General features: G+C 57.7%; 15 protein-coding genes and 1 pseudogene. 12 read left to right on the top strand and 4 right to left on the bottom strand.

What is annotated here, in order from left to right:
- From IPM39_09990 to IPM39_10005, 4 genes and pseudogenes are all read right to left on the bottom strand, one after another.
- Positions 1–976, bottom strand: a pseudogene (locus tag IPM39_09990) (transketolase family protein).
- Positions 963–1,808 carry a transketolase gene (locus IPM39_09995; protein MBK8986397.1) on the bottom strand — a complete coding sequence of 282 codons (846 nt, stop codon included), beginning with the start codon at positions 1,806–1,808 and terminating at the stop codon, positions 963–965. The pseudogene IPM39_09990 and the gene IPM39_09995 overlap by 14 nt, the downstream one beginning before the upstream one ends.
- Before the next feature lie 9 nt (positions 1,809–1,817).
- Complete coding sequence (locus tag IPM39_10000) at positions 1,818–2,810, bottom strand: carbohydrate kinase (GenBank protein ID MBK8986398.1); 993 nt, start codon at positions 2,808–2,810, stop codon at positions 1,818–1,820.
- 55 nt (positions 2,811–2,865) lie between these two features.
- Positions 2,866–3,606, bottom strand: coding sequence for a GntR family transcriptional regulator (locus tag IPM39_10005; protein MBK8986399.1), 741 nt, complete (start codon positions 3,604–3,606; stop codon positions 2,866–2,868).
- Positions 3,607–3,854: 248 nt separating this feature from the next.
- Between IPM39_10005 and IPM39_10010 the strand changes: the two genes are divergently transcribed.
- From IPM39_10010 to IPM39_10065, 12 genes are all read left to right on the top strand, one after another.
- The gene (locus IPM39_10010) at positions 3,855–4,652 is read left to right on the top strand and encodes a GntR family transcriptional regulator (GenBank protein MBK8986400.1); all 798 of its coding nucleotides are present in this window, start codon (positions 3,855–3,857) and stop codon (positions 4,650–4,652) included.
- A gap of 95 nt (positions 4,653–4,747) precedes the next feature.
- On the top strand, positions 4,748–5,620 hold the full coding sequence (locus IPM39_10015) for a sugar phosphate isomerase/epimerase (protein ID MBK8986401.1): 873 nt from the start codon (positions 4,748–4,750) through the stop codon (positions 5,618–5,620).
- Positions 5,621–5,770: 150 nt separating this feature from the next.
- Complete coding sequence (locus IPM39_10020) at positions 5,771–7,003, top strand: ROK family protein (protein ID MBK8986402.1); 1,233 nt, start codon at positions 5,771–5,773, stop codon at positions 7,001–7,003.
- 34 nt (positions 7,004–7,037) lie between these two features.
- Positions 7,038–8,204, top strand: a complete 1,167-nt coding sequence (locus IPM39_10025; GenBank protein MBK8986403.1) for a Gfo/Idh/MocA family oxidoreductase — start codon at positions 7,038–7,040, stop codon at positions 8,202–8,204.
- A gap of 86 nt (positions 8,205–8,290) precedes the next feature.
- Positions 8,291–9,148 carry a sugar phosphate isomerase/epimerase gene (locus IPM39_10030; GenBank protein MBK8986404.1) on the top strand — a complete coding sequence of 286 codons (858 nt, stop codon included), beginning with the start codon at positions 8,291–8,293 and terminating at the stop codon, positions 9,146–9,148.
- Between the two features lie 38 nt (positions 9,149–9,186).
- Complete coding sequence (locus tag IPM39_10035) at positions 9,187–10,710, top strand: sugar ABC transporter ATP-binding protein (GenBank protein MBK8986405.1); 1,524 nt, start codon at positions 9,187–9,189, stop codon at positions 10,708–10,710.
- 5 nt (positions 10,711–10,715) lie between these two features.
- Complete coding sequence (locus tag IPM39_10040; protein MBK8986406.1) at positions 10,716–11,693, top strand: ABC transporter permease; 978 nt, start codon at positions 10,716–10,718, stop codon at positions 11,691–11,693.
- A gap of 13 nt (positions 11,694–11,706) precedes the next feature.
- A complete protein-coding gene (locus tag IPM39_10045) occupies positions 11,707–12,705 on the top strand; it encodes an ABC transporter permease (GenBank protein ID MBK8986407.1) in 999 nt (332 codons plus the stop codon).
- A gap of 144 nt (positions 12,706–12,849) precedes the next feature.
- Entirely contained in the window at positions 12,850–14,130 is a 1,281-nt protein-coding gene (locus IPM39_10050) for a substrate-binding domain-containing protein (protein ID MBK8986408.1), read from the top strand.
- Positions 14,131–14,207: 77 nt separating this feature from the next.
- The gene (locus IPM39_10055; protein MBK8986409.1) at positions 14,208–15,083 is read left to right on the top strand and encodes a sugar phosphate isomerase/epimerase; all 876 of its coding nucleotides are present in this window, start codon (positions 14,208–14,210) and stop codon (positions 15,081–15,083) included.
- Between the two features lie 211 nt (positions 15,084–15,294).
- Complete coding sequence (locus tag IPM39_10060) at positions 15,295–16,125, top strand: sugar phosphate isomerase/epimerase (GenBank protein MBK8986410.1); 831 nt, start codon at positions 15,295–15,297, stop codon at positions 16,123–16,125.
- 105 nt (positions 16,126–16,230) lie between these two features.
- Positions 16,231–17,769, top strand: coding sequence for a xylulose kinase (locus IPM39_10065; GenBank protein ID MBK8986411.1), 1,539 nt, complete (start codon positions 16,231–16,233; stop codon positions 17,767–17,769).
- The last annotated feature ends 2 nt before the right edge of the window (positions 17,770–17,771 follow it).

Genomic DNA, 17,771 nt, shown 5'->3' on the forward strand with positions numbered 1-17,771 from the left:
TCAACCTGCCTTAGCGGCGTAAGCCTCACGGGCGGCGGCAGCGATGTCAACGGCCGTTAACTTATACTTCCGCAGCAAATCATCCGGGTCGCCCGATTCAGTATACGTGTCGGCCAGGCCGACGAAGCGCATGGGGACCGGGTGCTGCTCGGCCACCACGCGGGCGATGTTGCTGCCCATGCCGCCTTGCAACAAATGCTCCTCCGCCGTAACGATGGCCCCCGTTTCCCGCGCCCGCGGCCGTCAGCGCCGCCACATCCATCGGGCGAATGGTGTGCATGTCCAGCACCCGCGCCTCAATGCCCGCGGCGGCCAGTTCCGCGGCCGCGTCTAAGGCGGCCGCCACCATAATGCCGCAGGCGACGATGGTCAGGTCGCCGCCCTGGCGCACCATGTTGGCCTTGCCAATCTCAAAGGGGCAATTGTCCATGGGATAAATTTCCGGCAGCGCCACCCGGCTGGAGCGCAGAAAAACCGGTCCCACGTAGTCGGTGGCTGCTTTGACGGCCGCGTGCATGGAGGCCGGGTCGCTGGGCACCAGAATGACGAAGGTCGGCAGGCCGCCCATCAGCGCCAAATCTTCGATGCCCATTTGCGTGGGACCATCTTTGCCCAGAGTGATGCCGCCATGGCTGCCCAATATCTTGGCGTTGATGTTGGACATCGCTACCGCCAGGCGAATCTGGTCATAGGCGTTGCATAATAAAAAGGAAGAGAAGCTGGTGATCCAGGGCACAAAACCACAGGCGGCCAGCCCCGCGCCCACGCCCACCAGATTGCTCTCGGCAATGCCGATGTTGAAGAATCGCTCCGGAAAGGTTTGGCGTACATATTCTGTTTTGGTGGAATTGCCCAGGTCGCCGTCGAGGACGACCACCTTTTCATTTTCGCGGGCGACGTTCAGCAGCGCCTCGCCAAAGACGTTGCGCAGCGGTTGGGGATAAGGTTTGAGTCCTGCTTGTTTACCGAGTTCCATGGAGTTCCTCCCGCGCCAGTGCGGCCTGCTGTGGAGTCAGCGCCCGGCCGTGAAATGTGAAATCTGCTTCCACAAACGAGACGCCCTTACCCTTGACGGTGTGGGCGATGATAATCGACGGCTTCCCTTTGACGGCGCGTATCGCGGCGAATTTTGCCAGTAAATCGGCCATGTCATGACCATCCGCCTCTTCGACATGCCAGCCGAAACTCTGCCACTTTTCGACCAACGGCTCCAGGGCCATTTCCCGGCTGATGGGGCCGGTCTCCTGATATTTGTTGTAATCGAGGATGGCGACCAGGTTGTCGGCTTTGAAGTGGGCGGCGGACATGGCCGCTTCCCAGACCTGCCCGGCTTCGCACTCGCCATCGCCCAGCAGCACATACACGCGGTAATCAAACTTGTTGAGCCGTCCGCCTAACACGTGCCCCACGCCAGCCGAAAGCCCCTGCCCTAATGAGCCGGTGGTCGCCTCGACGCCAGGTAACAGATTTTGAATGGGATGGCCCTGTACCGGGCTGTCTACCTCACGCAGCGTCCAGATGAGGTCGCGCTCGATGTAACCGGCGTGGGCCAGGACGGCGTAAAGCAGCGGCGCGGCGTGCCCTTTGCTCATGATGAAACGGTCGCGCTCCGGCCAGAGCGGCTCGTCGGCCCGGTAGCGCAGCACGCCGCCAAAGTAAAGCGCGGTGACAATGTCGGTGGCCGAAAAGGAACTGGAAGGATGGCCGGAACCGGCTTTGGTGGTCATCTCCAAGATGTCGAGGCGCATCTGGCGGGCGAGTTCATTTAACTCGTCAACGCCAACGGCCGTTGTGGGAATTGCGTCCATAAGAACTCCTTAGGTCATTGCGGATTGTGGATTTCGGATTTCGGATTGGTGGGTAAAAAAGGTTTGCACTTGCAGGGCCGTGGGCAGCGCCGGTATCACGCCCTGAGTTTGAGCAGTCAGCGCGCCGACAGCGTTGGCGAAGCGCAAAATGGTGAACAGGCGGTCTGGTTCCAACTGCGAGCGCCAGTCGGCAACCTGGGTGAGTTGAAATAGCACACCGGCGATGAAAGCGTCGCCGCAGCCGGTGGCGTCTACGGTGGTCACAGGGAAAGCGGGGGCGGTGATGGACTGGAGGGCCGTCTGGGCATAGCTGCCCTCTTTGCCCCGCGTCAGCAGGCAGAGGGTAGGACCGAGGGCGAGGAGAGTTTGGAGGGCAACGGCCGTTTCCCCCTCCCCGGCCAGCAGCGCCAGTTCCACCTCATTCACTTTGAGCAAGTCCACCAGAGGAATAAGGGCGCGAATTTGGGCCAGGGCCGCCGCCGGACTGGGCCAGAGGCTCGGACGATAGTTGACATCGAAAGAGATAAGCGCCCCATGCTGCCGGGCTGTCTTGACGGCAGCCAGTGTCGCGCTGCGCGCCGGTTCGTCCACCAGGCTGAGCGAACCAATGTGGAGCGCTCGCGTGTGGCGCAATAAATTCAGATCCAATTCGTCGGGGCGCAGGCGTAAATCTGCGCCTGGATTGCGGTAAAAGATGAATTCGGCCGTGTGCGGGTCGGGCATGGCGATGATGGCCATCGTCGTGCGCGCTTCGTCGTCCACGCGCATCCCGCAAGTTTCCACGCCTTCGTCGGCCAACACGCGCTGCAGGTAGTGCCCAAAGGCGTCATCCCCCACCTTGCCAATGAAGGCGGTCTGCGCCCCCAGGCGGTGGGCGGCCACGGCGACATTGGCCGGCGCGCCGCCTGGTTTGGGATGGAAGGCGGACACCTGGGATAACGGCCGTCCCACCTCTGCCGGAAACATATCAATCAGAATTTCGCCTAAAGTAACGATGTGCATGGTTAGCCGTGTTCCGTGAACGTGACATGGTGCTATGGAATATGTCTTGCCCGCCCTACCCCCGCAGTTCCGCATGAAGCGTATACCGATCTCCGCGATGGTAGAGGCGAAGAAACTCCAGCGGCACATTGAACTCCGAGTAAGAAAGTCGCTCAATGTAGAGCAACGGGGCTTTTTCCTCAACCGCTAACAACGCGGCCATATCGGTCACGGCTCTAATCGCCTGAATGGTCTGGCGGGCACTGGTGATCCGAATCCCATAACGTTCCTCAAGCATCAGGCGGAGGGATTGAGCCGTGTAGTCCTGCGTCAAGATGCCCGGACAATAGCGATGCACCAGAAAAGAAACCTCCACGCTCATCGGTTCACCATCAGCCAGACGCAGCCGCTCGATGCGCGCGACAGGCTCGCCCACCTCGATTTCCAATTGTTCAGCCAATGGTTTCGTCGCCGGCGTCAGTCCGGCGGAGATCAGTTTAGTTCCAGGGACAAAGCCGCGCTGCTGCATATCTTCGGTAAAACTGATAATACGCACCAATCCTTGCTCCACAGTCGGCGGCGAGACGTAAGTTCCCTTTCCCTGGCGACGCTGGATAAGGCCATCGCTGACCAACTCATCCAGGGCTTGCCGCACCGTCGCCCGGCTGACCTGGTACTGCTCGATCAGGTCATTCTCCGAGGGGAGCGCGTCGCCAGGCTGCCATTGGCCGTGCAGAATTTTCTGGCGCAGCAGCTGGTAGATTTGTTGGTAGAGAGGTGATTTGCTTTGGTGACTTACCTGGTCTTTCAAGGTCATACTGACTCTTTTAGCCTCTTCTCGGGTAGCTATGGAGTTAAATTCATACGGTTGTCCGTACAACCTGATAACCATATGATATGAGAGAAAACGGCCGTTGTCAACCGCAAAATCATTGGAAGAACTGACCAATTTAGATAATTCAACCAAAATATCCCGCAATAATCTTGACAAATTGCCCATATTCTATAGACTAATGAGCAAGTTGTAATTACAGGATAACAGGATAACAAGGTGAATGGTGCAGGGTGAACTACGAAAGCAAAATTGACCGCAGTAGCTACATCCCCCTCTATGCCCAGGTTCAAGACGCCCTCAAAGAGAGCATCAACCACGGCAGTATGCGCCCAGGCGACCAAATCTCCAGCGAACCCGAACTGTGTCGCCTGTTTGATGTTAGCCGCACCGTCATCCGCCAGGCGCTCCGCAGCCTGGAATACGAAGGCCTGATTGTTCGCCGCAAAGGCAAAGGCACCTTTGTTGCCGAACCGAAAATCGGCGAGAGTCTCTTTCAGGAGTTAACTGGCTTCTATCAAGACATGAGCCAGAAAGGGCACGCCCCCATTTCCAAAGTCCTCAAACAGGCGATCATACCCGCCAGCGCCAAAGTAGCTGCCCTCTTACAATTGGAACCGGAAACGCCAGTTATCTGCATTGACCGTGTACGTTACGTCTCTGGCGAGCCAATCGTTCTTGTCACTACCTATTTGCCGCAGTCCATTTGCCCAGAATTGGTCGAAGTAGACCTCACCCACCAATCGCTGTACGCCTATCTGGAGCAGCAGCACGGGCTGATTATCGCCCGTGGCCGCCGCATTCTCGAAGCAGTCGTCGCCAGTGAATACGAAGCCAAACTACTCGGCATTGCCGAAGGCTCACCACTCATTTCCTTAGACAGTATTAGTTACCTGGAAGATGGCACACCGCTGGAGTATTACCACGCTCTGCACAGGGGCGACCGCTCCATGTTTGAAGTAGAACTGATCCGCGCCTACGAACGCCCACAGCCCTCATTAGAAACATTAATTGGCGAGGCAGTGCATTAACTTGCCCGAATAAAACCATCCGTTTATCAGCGCCGTGACTCACGCCAACTGCACCTAACCCGTGAGTCGCTGCCCTTTCACAAAGGAGATGTCCCATGGCAATGAAAGTCGGTATTGATAGCTACTGTTTCCATCGCTATTTCGGCGAAGTCTATCCCCATCAAACAGCCCCTGCAAAAGACGAAATGATGACCATGGAAGACTTTTTAGCCTTTGCTAAAAAGCTCGAAGTGGATGGCGTCTCGCTAGAATCCTGCTTCTTTCCCAGCTTTGACAAGGCATGGTTTGTGGACCTGAAGGCGCAGCTAGACGACTATGGCTTTGACCGGGTCTATGCCTGGGGGCATCCGGATGGGTTGGAAGCAGGTAAAAACCGCGACGCATTCAACGATATGATCGCCCAAATCCCCAACGCCAGACTGATTGGCGCGCCGGTAATGCGGGTGGTCGCCAGCAGCCTGATGTTCCGCTTCGAGCCGCATGGTCCGCAACTAGACATCCTGGTGGACTGGTTCAAGGAAGCGGTAAAAGTAGCCGAAGAGTACGACGTGAAACTGGCCGTCGAAAACCACATTGATTACACTTCTGATGAATGCGTCGAGTTGCTCGATCGCGTTGGCTCCCCCTACCTCGGCCTGAACCTGGACACCGGCAACTTCTTGCGCCTGTTGGACGATCCCGTCGAAGGAGCCAAGAAATTGGCGGATCGGGTTTACGCCACCCACATCAAAGATTTGAAGCCAGTGAAGGGTCTTGATGCACGGGAATGGTATTTCTTCTCCTCCACACCGGTCGGCGAGGGGCTGGTAGACAACCAAAAGCTGGCCCAGATTTTGCACGATGCCAACTATCAGGGCTTCCTGGCCGTGGAGACCGATTCGCTGCACCCAGAATACGAAAATCAGGAACATTGGGCAGTTGAGCAAAGCGTCAAAGAATTAAAACGCATCGCCGCCAACGTTCGGTGACCATGAACGAGGGGTTCCTTTGGGCAAAAGTGCTTGACAACAAGACTCTAGTTTGGTTATATTACACACATCTTACTTCATTAATTGAATTAAGTATGCCTAAATACAAATTAAGTCACGCATCCGGCGAACAAAGAGAACTCCTCTCTAATGTATGAACCCACTGCCATCAGCCCACGCAGCAGCGAACCTGTTTTTGAGTTGTACGATGTCGAGGCGACCGTCGTGCAGGCAATTCGAGATAAAGGGCCGCTTTCCCGGACTGATTTGTCGGTGGAAATGGACTACTCACGAGCCAGCCTGACTATGATTGTGGGCAAAATGCTCGACATGGGCATCCTGGTAGAAGTGGGCGAAGGGAAATCGGCCGGAGGCCGACGGCCGTTACTCCTCAACATCAACCCCACTTTCGGCTACGTCGCTGGTGTGGACATCGGCGCGACCAGCATGGACGTTGCCCTGGCCGACTTTCAGGGCAACGTCCTGGCGAAAACCTCAGAAGAGGCAGACGTGACTATCGGACCAGAACCCTTTCTGGAGCGAGTCGGCGAAGTGGTCGAATCGCTCTTAAATCAGTTGGGTATTGCGCCAACCGCTTTGGTGGCAGCCGGTATTGGCGTGCCTGGTCCGGTGGAATTTGCTCCTGGCGTTCTGATCGCTCCCCCCCTCATGCCCACCTGGGAAGGCTACCCGATCAAAGAGCATTTTCGCCGCCGTTTCCCCGCTGCCCGCGTTTTTGTGGACAACGATGTCAACATCATGGCTAAAGGGGAGCAAAAAGCGGGCGCGGGGCAGGGTCTAAACAACTTTCTCTTTATCAAGGTAGGCACGGGCATCGGCTGCGGCATCATCGCCGATAGGCACATCCATCGCGGCAGCGATGGCTGCGCCGGTGATGTGGGGCATATTTGTGTGGATTACAATGGCCCGATGTGTCACTGTGGCAATCAGGGTTGCCTGGAGTGTATGGCGGCTGGCCCGGCCATTGCCGCCCAGGGGACAGCTAAAGCCCAAGGCGGCGCAAGCCCTTTTCTGGCCCGACGGTTGGAGTTGAATGGGGTGATAACGGCCGTTGATGTCGGTGAAGCCGCCGCCGCCGGAGACCGGGTAGCCAATGAGATCATCCGCCAAAGTGGACGCATGATTGGGGGTGTCTTGGCCGGTCTGGTCAATTTCTTCAACCCGGAGGCCATTTTCATCGGCGGTGGGGTAAGCAACATCGGCCACATCTTCCTGTCCACCATCCGCCAGGCCACACTGCGTCGGGCCAATCCGCTGTCCACTCGCCAACTGCGGGTTGAGTATTCCCAGTTAGGCAGCGACGCCGGTATGGTCGGCGCGATCTGGCTTGCGCTAGAAAATATCTTCACCGTTAAAGCCTGAATAACAAGAGCATCAGGCAGAAGAGGAGAACAGCATGAAGACAATGAACGTCGCCATCATTGGCGCCAAATTTATGGGCAAAGCGCACAGCAACGCCTGGCTGAACGCCCCACGATTTTTTGACATGGGCATCAAGCCGGTGTTGAAGGTGGCCTGCGGCCAAAACGAGGCTGAACTGCGTGAATTCGCCGACCGTTGGGGTTGGGAAGAGATTGAGACAGATTGGCGCAAGGTCATCGAACGGGATGACATTGACATCGTAGACATCTCCGTGCCCACCTATTTACACCGGGATATTGCGGTGGCGGCGGCCAAAGCGGGCAAGCACATTTTTTGCGAAAAACCCTTCGCCATTACCCTGGAAGAAGCGCGAGAGATGTATGAGGCGGCCGATGCGGCCGGGATCGTCCATTACGTGAACCACAATTATCGCCGCTGCCCGGCCGTCAAGCTGGCGAAGCGGCTGATTGACGAAGGGGCAATTGGGCGCATTTTCCACTGGCGCGGGGCCTATTTGCAGGATTGGATTGTGGACCCGGATTTCCCGCTGACCTGGCATTTACGCAAAGAGACGGCCGGCAGCGGCCCGCATGGCGACCTGAATTCGCACAGTATTGACCTGGCCCGCTTCCTGGTGGGTGATATTAAAGCGGTGTCGGCAATGATGACGACGTTTGTGAAGGAACGGCCGTTACCCGGAGCCGGAGCCGCCACATTCACTGCCGGGTCGGGCGGAGCGACAGAAATGGGCGAAGTCACCGTAGACGACGCCGCCTTCATGCTCGCCGAATTCGAGAACGGCGCCCTCGGCTCCTTTGAAGCCTCCCGCTTCGCCCCTGGCCGCAAAAACTACAACTACTTCGAGATTTATGGCAGCGAGGGCAGCATCATCTTCAATCTGGAGCGGATGAACGAGTTGCAGCTTTTCCTGCGCAACGACCCGGCCTATGCCCAGGGCTTCCGCACCATCATCGTCACCGAGGGCGGACAGCACGACTACATCGCCGCCTGGTGGCCTCCCGGCCACATCATCGGCTATGAGCATGAGTTCCATCACGCCGTGGTGGACTTCATGAAAGCGATTGAGACCGGCAGCAGCATCGCCCCCAACTTCTACGATGGCCTGAAAGAAGTGGAAGTGCTGCAAGCCGGCATCCAATCAGCCCAATCCGGGCAGCGAGTAGCGATTAGCGAGATGTAAAAGAGTTATCCACAGATTTCGCAGATTTCGTAGATGGAGAATAATCTGCGAAATCTGTAAAATCTTTGAAAAACACAGAGGCTAGATTGAAATTCGGCGCGAATACCTTTATCTGGGAGTCCCCTTTCTCCACCGATACGCATCTGTACTTGATTGACAAGGCGCGGCAGATGGGTTTCGACTTGCTGGAAATAGCCGTCGAAGATCCGGCGCTGGTGGACGTGGCGGCGCTGCGGCAAGCGGCGCAGGCGGCCGGCATGGGCATTATCGTCTGTGGCGCGTTTGGCCCTGACCGAAACCTGAGCAGCGCCGACGAATCCATCCGGCAAAACGCGGAAGGCTACTTAGGCTGGCTGATTGACGCCGCCGCGGAACTGGAATCGCCAGTAGTGGCCGGGCCGATGTATTCGGCGGTAGGCAAGGAGCGGTTGGCAACGGCCGTTGCTCGCCAACAAGAATGGGACCGCGCCATCACCGGACTGCAAAAATGGGGCGACTACGCTCAGGCGCACGGCGTCAGGCTCGCCTTTGAACCCCTCAATCGCTTTGAAACCGACATGGTCAACATCGTAGACCAGGGCCTTGCCCTGATCGAGGCGGTCGGCAGCCCGGCCGTCGGTCTCCACCTGGACACCTTCCACATGCACCTGGAAGAAAAAGATTCGGCCGCCGCCATTCGCCGCGCCGCCGCCCACATCTTCCACTTCCACGCCTGCGAAAATGACCGCGGCGTGCCGGGGACGGGCCAGGTCCACTGGCGCAGCGTCGCCGAGGCGCTGCGCGACGTTGATTACCAGGGCGCGGTGGTCATCGAATCCTTCACCCCCCAGGTGCAATCCATCGCCCGCGCCGTCTGCATCTGGCGCGAAATCGCTCCTGATCAAGACAGCATTGCCCAAGAAGGGCTGGCCTTCTTACGCCAACTGATGAGCGCGTCTCTATGAACGAACCATCGTCCCCCACCAGCACAAACCCACAGCCCATCCTGGAGGTGCGCCAGATTACCAAGCGCTTCCCTGGCGTGGTTGCGCTCAATGATGTGTCGCTGCCCTTCTTCCCTGGAGAGGTCCATGCCATCGTTGGCGAAAATGGCGCGGGCAAATCCACACTGATGAAGATCATGGTCGGGGCCTACATACCGGATGAGGGCGAGATCATCTTCCAGGGCAGCCCGATCACCTTCCGGCATCCGCAAGAGGCGCAAGAGGCGGGCATCAGCATCATCTACCAGGAGTTTAACCTGCTGCCGGAGCGCACAGTGGCGCAAAATATCTTCTTGGGGCGCGAACCAACGCGCTATGGTCTGATTGATTTCAATACGTTAAAGAAGCGCACGGTTGAAGTCCTCAGCCAGCTTGGCGCAGAGACGATTATCGCGCCGGAAGCGCAGGTCAAAACGCTTTCTATCGCTGAACAGCAGCTTGTAGAGATCGCCAAAGCCATTTCCTTTGACGCCAAAGTGCTGATCATGGATGAGCCAACGGCCGCTTTGTCAACGCATGAGGTAGAAATTCTCTTTGACCTGGTGCGGCGGCTCAAAGCCAGGGGCATGGCGATTATTTTTATCTCTCATCGCTTCAAGGAAGTGTTCGACATTGCCCAGACTATCACCATTTTGAAGGATGGGCAGCATGTGAAGACAACGGCCGTTGACGCCGTAACACCCTCTCAGGTCATCACCCTGATGGTTGGGCGCGAATTATCGCAATACTTCCCCGGTCTGGCCAAACCAGAAGAGATCGGCGAGCCGCTGGTCGGCATTGAAGCGGCGAGCAATGAGAAGCTGCACAATATCAACCTGGAACTGCGGGCCGGGGAGATTGTGGGCGTTGCTGGGCTGCAAGGGTCAGGTCGGACGGAGTTGGCTCAGGCGATTTTTGGCGTGGCGCCGTTCAGGAGTGGCAGCGTAACGATTAAGGGGAGGAAAACGGCCGTTAAAACCCCCGCCAGGGCCATTCGCTCCCGCATGGGCTTTGTCACCGAAGACCGGAAGGCGGAAGGGATTCTGCCCAATCAACCGGTGAGCGACAACGTGCTGGTCGCCGTGCGCGCGCTGCGCACCGTGTTCCAACGCATCAAGCAAAATGGGACGCACAGCCAGCCGCAGCTTGTGACCGATCTGGTAGAGCGGGTGGATGTCCGCACCCCCAGCCTGAAACAAGAGGTGCAGTATCTCAGCGGCGGCAATCAACAAAAAGTGATCCTGGCGAAGTGGTTGGCCTCAACCTGCGATATTTTCATATTCGATGAGCCGACGCGAGGCATTGACGTAGACGCCAAAGCAAGTATTCACGAGATGATCCGCGAGCTGGCGCGAGATGGAGCAGCCGTGATGATGATCTCGTCGGAACTGCCGGAAGTCATCGGCATGAGCGACCGGATTGTAGTGATGTGGGATGGGGCAATTATGGGCGAACTCCCGGCCGGCGCGACTGAAGAGGAGATTATGCTGCTGGCAACCGGACACCCTGATCAGCGATACCCAGCAAAGGAACCGAACCTATGACAGCGATGAGCTGGTCTAATGTGCAGGCAAAGGTAAAAGCCTCAAAAATTCCCCCCGTCTACGGGATTCTGGTGATTGTGTTTCTCACGGCCATTTTTCTGGACAGTATCTTTGGCCGGGGGCAGATCACGTCGCAGACCATCCTCACCAACATGGTGGTCCGTTCGGTAGCATTGGGTATTGTGGCCATGGGGCAGACGTTTGTCATGCTGGGCGCTTCGATTGACCTGTCTGTGGCTTATTTGATTAGCGTAACGGCCGTTATGGCCTCCTACCTCATGCAAGGCGATCCGGCGCGGGTTCCCATGGCCGTCGCTACCGTCTTCGCCATCGGCGCGGCTGTGGGCCTTGTGAATGGGCTGATCGTCACCAAACTGCGGGTGAACCCCTTCATCGCTACCTTAGGCGTCGGCCTGGTGCTGAAAGGCTTTCTGAACGCCAGTTTTGAAACCTTCACCGGCGCTGTCCCACGCAGCTTCCAATCCTTTGGCTACGACAGCGTCGGCCCGATTCCCTATTCCATCCTGGTCTTGCTGGGGGTAACAATTGTGGCCGCAGTCGCCCTTAAGCGGACGAAGTTTGGGGCGCACCTCTATGCGATTGGCGGCAATCAGGAAGCGTCGCGCCTCTCCGGTCTGCGCACTGACCGGGTGATTATTGTGGCGCATGTGATTTGCAGTTTAACGGCCGTTCTCTCCGGTCTATTCATCGTCAGCCGCCTGCGCTCCGGGGCGCCCTGGGTCGGGCCTGATGGCCTCTACGACCTGGAATCCATCGCCGCCGTCGTCGTTGGCGGCACCGCTCTATCCGGCGGCAAAGGCGGCGTTTGGGGCACATTGGCTGGTGTTCTCATCTTCGGCATTCTGGACACCGCCTTCAACCAACTCGGCGTAGACCCCTTCCTCAAACAAGTGCTGCGCGGTTCCATCATCATCCTGGCCGTAGCCACCTACACCATTCGCTCCAAAGAAAAAGCGGCTTAACGGAGAGGAAACCATGGCTGAATTAACCCATTCAAACGAAAAAAATACGCTGTGGACCCGATTTGTCGCCGGTCTGCGCAGCATTCCGCCCATTTACATCATTGTCATCATTCTGCTCATCGCCATCGGCACACAAAACCCGGCATTCCTTGAACCGGCCGGCTTCCTCAACCTGCTGCGCCGGTCTGCCCCGCTCATGATCCTGGCTGCCGGACAATTGTTCGTCATCGTCACTGGTGGATTCGACCTCTCCGTCGGTTCAATCATGTCACTTACCGTCATCGGCGCGGCGCTTCTTATCAACAACGACCCCGCCAACACCTGGTGGGTGATCCTCGTGCTGCTTGGCATCGGCGTCACCGTTGGCCTCCTGAATGGCTTGATAGTCTCCTACCTCAACGTTCCCTCCCTTATCGTTACCCTGGGAATGCTGCTGACGCTGCGCGGGGCTGGGTTATATTGGACTGGTGGCGCGCCGCGCGGCTACCTTACCGACAATTTCCGCATTTTCGGCCGGGGCTGGATTGAACCATTCCCCCTGGTGGACCGCCTGCCCTACGCAGTGGCGGTATTGATTATCGTCAGCGGCATCGCCATCTACATCTTCCACCGCACCAATTTGGGGCGGCAGCTTCTGGCTATCGGTGATAATGCACGCGCCGCGCGACTGGCAGGCGTACCGGTAGAGCGAATGCGCATTGTTGCGTTTATCATATCGGCCGTGATGGCCGTGATCGCCGGTATTTTGCAAGGTGGTTTCGGCGGCGTCAATCCGGAAGCCGGCCGGGGCTTTGAACTACAAGCCATCGCCGCCACCGTCCTGGGTGGGGCCGTCCTGCTCGGTGGTCGCGGCTCCGTAGCCACTGCCATCGCCGGTGCGTTAGCCCTGGAAGCATTGTTTACCCTGCTCAATTTATTGGGCTTACCCAAACCACTGCGCGACGCAGTGCAAGGTTTCATCATCATTGGCGCCGTCGCTTATGCCGCCTACCGCTCTGGTCGGTCTCGTTGAGCATAAGTCAACCGAATCCAGACACCATTTGATTATTTAAAAGGAGGTGATGCCAAAGAACAAAGCAGGTGTCAAACAACTACTATTCACACTTTACCGTTTTCAGTTCCACACAATTACTCTCTTTAGAGGAGGAGATGTTCTATGTTAAGCACAATTTCTAACCGTACCTGGGTTTTGCTGTTGGCATTGGTCCTTGTTTTTACTCTGGTCGCTTGCGGCGGCGAAACCAACGAACCGGCTCCGGCCGCTGATACCCCCGCTGAACCGGCCGCGACCGCCGACACTCCCGCTGACACCCCGGCCGAACCGGCCGCGCCGGTATCGGCTGGCCTGACCAATGACGCGGCTGTGGTCGCTTCTGAGTTCTTCAGCCAGGAGCAGTATGATCGCTCCATGCGCCAAATGACCCTGAACCCCGAAGGTCCGGAGGGCGAACCCTGGGTGCAATACCTGGAAGCGGAATTCGTAGATACCAGCGCCTACGCCAAAGAAGGCCCCTACACCTTCTGCTTCTCCAATGCTGGCGTGAATAATCCGTGGCGCGTGGTCGGCTGGACGACAATGCAGGCTGAAGTGGACCTCCACCCAGAGATCACTGAATTGATCCATGTGGACGCGCAAGGCAATGACGAGAAGCAAATCTCCGACATCGCCGACCTGGTGGCCAGCGGCAACTGCGACGTTTTGATCGTCTCCCCCAACACCACCGCCGCCCTGACCCCGGCCGTTGAACAGGCTTGCGAAGTGTTGCCGGTTATCGTCTTTGATCGCGGCGTCTTCACCGAATGCCCGGTCAGCTTTGTGCAGCCCATCGGCGGTTACGCCTTTGGCGAGACGGGCGCGCGCTACATCATTGACAACTGCGGCGACGACTGTAACGTGCTGGCGCTGCGCATCCTGCCTGGCGTGGACGTTCTGGAAGAGCGTTGGGCTTCTGCCAAGATCGCCTTTGAAGGCGCGGGCAGCAACATTAATGTGATCGGCGTGGAATTTGGCGATGGCGACAATGCCAAAGTGAAGTCCATCGTCAATGATTATCTGGACCGCTTTGGCCGGATTGACGCGGTGTGGATGGATGCGGGGGCTACGGCCGTTGCTGCCCTGGAAGCCTTCGAGGACGCCGGTCAACCCTATCCCATCATCGTCGGTGAAGACCAACAAGACTTCCTGGTGAAATGGCAGGAAAATGACCTCTCTGGCATTTCTCCCACCTTCCCCACCTTCCAATGGCGCACCCCGATCATCGCCGCCCTGCGCATTATGAATGGTGAAGAAGTCCCGGCTGTCTGGCGTCTGCCACAACCGACGATTACCAACGAGAATCTGGATCAATACATCCAGCCCAACATGCCGCCGCTGCACTACGCCATGTGCGGCTGCGAAGGCATGCCTGACTTCCCAACACGTTGGGGCGGTCAGTAATCTAACCCATTAAGAGTGTGGGCCTGGACACGGGTCCACACTCTTAATTTTTTGGCGCAACTGGCAGGAGGCTTATCATGATCGAGATTGGTTTTCACACCGACGCTTTTAACAGCGCCTATTGGAGCTTTGAACAATGCTTGCGCTGGGCGCAAGAAAACGATGTCCACTATATTGAGTGTGGCACGATTGACGGCGTAAGCTGGATTCATGGCCTGGGCTACCAGCCACACGTCGCCCTGTGGGAAGACCCATTGGCCTTGCGCCGCAAAATGGACGACTACGGTGTCAAATTCTCCCAGCTAGACGCCGCGTATCCCCTCTCTTTACCCAATGCCGCCTCCATTGGCACAACCTATATCAACAATTCCATCCGCTGGGCTTATCTGGCTGGCTGTACCCATATTGACACGACCGACCACATGTTTAAACCCGAAGGGCAGACGGACGAACAGGCCCTGGAGCTGATGAAAAGGATTTATGGAGAGGTGTTGGAAACGGCCGTTCTCTACAACATGATCATCAACATCGAACCACACGGCTACTACACCACCAAACCGGAATTCATGGCGCAAATGCTCAACTTCTTCGACACGCCTCTCCTGCGGATGAACATGGACACCGGCAACACCTTCATCGCCGGTCAAGACCCCGTCGCCTTCCTCAACCGCTTCAAGCACAAAGTCAGCCACGTCCACGTCAAAGACGTCAGCCAATCGCTGGCCGCCTCCCTACGCGGCGAACTCACCGGCATCGCCGTCAGCAACACCGCCATTGGCGATGGCGTCAATGGCGAAAACATCCAGAAGTGCTTCGACATCCTGGCAGACATCGGCTACGACGGCGTCGTCAGCATCGAATGTGAAGGCGCGGGCGGCCCGATGATCGAAAAAAGCCTGACCTGGGTCCGCGACCTCGTCGCCGCTACCAACCAGCGCATGGCCGAAAATTAACAAGCCGCAGCCGACGCTTTCATCACCGACATCGCTCTGCGCCCCTGCGTCTCTGCGTTAATAAGGAACGGAAATTCAGTTATGTACGGAACTTGTCATTCCCGCCTTCGCGGGAATCCATGTTGTTACAGGAGTGGATGCCTGCCTTCGCAGGCATGACATCTTGAAGTTCCGTAGGTTATTTAATCCACATTCCTAAAAGGAGCCAAACATGGCAATTAAACTAGGCGTCAACATGGAATTTGTACGCCATCACGACAAACCCTTTGCCTGGGGCGTCGCCAAAGCGGCCGAAATCGGCTACGAATACATTGAGCCAATGGTCCACATCGGCCGGGAGCTGCTCAGCGAGGCCGGGTATTTCCACTCCGTCTCCATGTACGACGATCCCCTCTGGGTACGCGACCTCTGCGCCCAACACAATATCAAACTCTCTGGTCTCTCCTCCCATACCCCACTTTGCAAACCGGAGATTAGCGTCGAATATCTGAAAATGGCGATTCGCTGGGCCGCTCACGCTGGCGCCCCCGTCGTCAACACCGACGAAGGCCCCAAGCCCATCTGGACCAGCAAAGAGATGGACTTCACCCTGATGACCTACACGCTCAAAGAAGCTTCCCTGGTCGCTGAGCGGCACGGTATCAAAATCGGCCTGGAACCCCACCAGCAATACAGCAAAACGCCCGACGGGCTAGACGCTATCTACAACCTGGTCCAATCACCGGCTATCGGCATCAATTACGATACCGGCAACAGCTATCTGGCGGGCGGATCCGACCCATATGAATGGCTGGAGCGGGTCCGCGACCGGCTGGTCCATCTGCACGCCAAAGACATCAGTATGCAGCAGGGCGAAGCAGAGCGCGGCAAAGTGACCGGTACGCCTGTCGGCTGCGCCTGCGGCGAAGGCGTGGTGGATTGGCAGCGCGTCATTGAGATTGTCAAGCCGGTGGCCCAGGAACGCGACATTATTTTCAGCGTTGAATGTGGCACTGTGCCGGAAGCGATTCGCAGTTTTGAATATCTGGCAAAACTCCTTTAATCGGTCCACTTCCTCTTCCCCGGCAGGTCTAACCTGCCGGGGAAAATTTTTTGGGTGACTTGTAATGACAGGATCACAGGCTAGAAAGAAGGATGGGTAAAAGCGATGGCCTCACAGTATCTAATCGGCGTTGACCTGGGGACCAGCAGCACCAAAGCGGCGCTCTATCGCCCGGATGGCACGTTGGTGGCGGAAGCGATGGCCGAAGTACCGCTTTACTGCATCAAACCGGGCGTGGTGGAGCAGCACAGCGAAGATTTTTATCGCACGGCGGCGGAAACGGTGCGGACCTGCCTGCAAAGCAGTGGAATTGACCCGCGTCAGGTGGCGGCCATCGCCTTCAACAGCCAGATGGCTGGCGTTGGGGCGATTGACGGCGACTATCAGGCGGTCGGCCACTTCGATTCCTGGTTGGATATGCGCTGTCAGCCCTATATCGAGCAGATTGAGCAGCAGTATGGCGATTTGGTAACGCGGTTGACCGGCTGTCCGCCCACTTGCGATCATGGGCCGAAGATGATGTGGTGGCGGGAAGAACGGCCGTCTGATTACGCCCGTATCGCCAAATTCCTCATGCCCTCCGCCTACGTCGCCGGGCGCATGAGCGGCTTAGCCGCTGACGAAGCCTACATAGACACCACCTTCCTCCACTTCACCGCCCTCAGCGACGCCCAAAATGGCGTCTGGTCAGACGAATTATGCCGCGCATTGGGTGTAGACCCGGCAAAGCTGCCGCGCATTGTCGAACCCTGGCAGGTGGTAGGCGAGGTGAAAGGGCAAGCCGCCGCCGATTTTGGCCTGGCTCCCGGAACCCTCATCGCCGCCGGCTGCGGCGACACGGCCGCCGGCGCATTGGGCGCGGGCATCGTCCGGCCAGGGATGCTGTTCGACGTGGCCGGGACCGCTTCCGTGTTGGCCGCCTCCACCGACACCTTCGTCGCCGATGTTTCCCAGCGCGCCCTGCTGACGATGCGCTCCGTCATCCCCGGCTTGTGGAACCCGTTGGCCTACATCGGCGGCGGCGGGCAGGCGCTGCGCTGGTATCGGGATGAGTTTTTCAATACCTGGCGCGGAACCCGGCAAGCGGCCGACGAAGATCTCTACGCCCAGATGATTTCCCTGGCGGAGCAGGCCCCGCCCGGCGCGGATGGTCTTTTCTTTTCGCCCCATTTGGGCGGGCGTATCTGTCCCTCTACCCCGGCGATGCGCGGCGCGTGGCACGGCTTCTCCTGGAGCCACACCCAGGCCCACTTCGCCCGCGCCGTGCTGGAGAGCGTCGCTTTTGAGTATGCCTATTATCTGAACATTTTACGCGAAGCCGTGCCCGGCCTGACGCTGACCGAGACGCGGGTCATTGGTGGCGGAGCGCACAGCAACGCCTGGAATCAGATCAAGGCGAATGTGCTGAACGTGCCTTATCAGCGCTTGGGCCGCGCTGAATTTGGCGCCTGGGGCAGCGCGATGATCGCCGGGAAGGCGGCCGGGATTTTTGACGACCTGGCCGAGGTGGCGGCCAGGCACGCGCAGCCGGATGGCGAACCGATTTGGCCGCAAACGGCCGTTTCCCAAACATACCAACCGCTCATCGGCCAATACATCGAATGGCAGGCCACCCTGCGGGATTCTTTTACGCGAAGGAGTTGACA

It is taken from the genome of Candidatus Leptovillus gracilis, assembly GCA_016716065.1.
GTDB lineage: Bacteria > Chloroflexota > Anaerolineae > Promineifilales > Promineifilaceae > Leptovillus > Leptovillus gracilis.

Coding starts and splice junctions, on each gene's coding strand:
- IPM39_10020 (MBK8986402.1), top strand. CDS start 5,771: ATGTATGAACCCACTGCCATCAGCCCACGCAGCAGCGAACCTGTTTTT.
- IPM39_10055 (MBK8986409.1), top strand. CDS start 14,208: ATGATCGAGATTGGTTTTCACACCGACGCTTTTAACAGCGCCTATTGG.
- IPM39_10060 (MBK8986410.1), top strand. CDS start 15,295: ATGGCAATTAAACTAGGCGTCAACATGGAATTTGTACGCCATCACGAC.
- IPM39_10025 (MBK8986403.1), top strand. CDS start 7,038: ATGAAGACAATGAACGTCGCCATCATTGGCGCCAAATTTATGGGCAAA.
- IPM39_10050 (MBK8986408.1), top strand. CDS start 12,850: ATGTTAAGCACAATTTCTAACCGTACCTGGGTTTTGCTGTTGGCATTG.
- IPM39_10065 (MBK8986411.1), top strand. CDS start 16,231: ATGGCCTCACAGTATCTAATCGGCGTTGACCTGGGGACCAGCAGCACC.
- IPM39_10045 (MBK8986407.1), top strand. CDS start 11,707: ATGGCTGAATTAACCCATTCAAACGAAAAAAATACGCTGTGGACCCGA.
- IPM39_10040 (MBK8986406.1), top strand. CDS start 10,716: ATGAGCTGGTCTAATGTGCAGGCAAAGGTAAAAGCCTCAAAAATTCCC.
- IPM39_10000 (MBK8986398.1), bottom strand. CDS start 2,810: ATGCACATCGTTACTTTAGGCGAAATTCTGATTGATATGTTTCCGGCA.
- IPM39_10005 (MBK8986399.1), bottom strand. CDS start 3,606: ATGACCTTGAAAGACCAGGTAAGTCACCAAAGCAAATCACCTCTCTAC.
- IPM39_09995 (MBK8986397.1), bottom strand. CDS start 1,808: ATGGACGCAATTCCCACAACGGCCGTTGGCGTTGACGAGTTAAATGAA.
- IPM39_10015 (MBK8986401.1), top strand. CDS start 4,748: ATGGCAATGAAAGTCGGTATTGATAGCTACTGTTTCCATCGCTATTTC.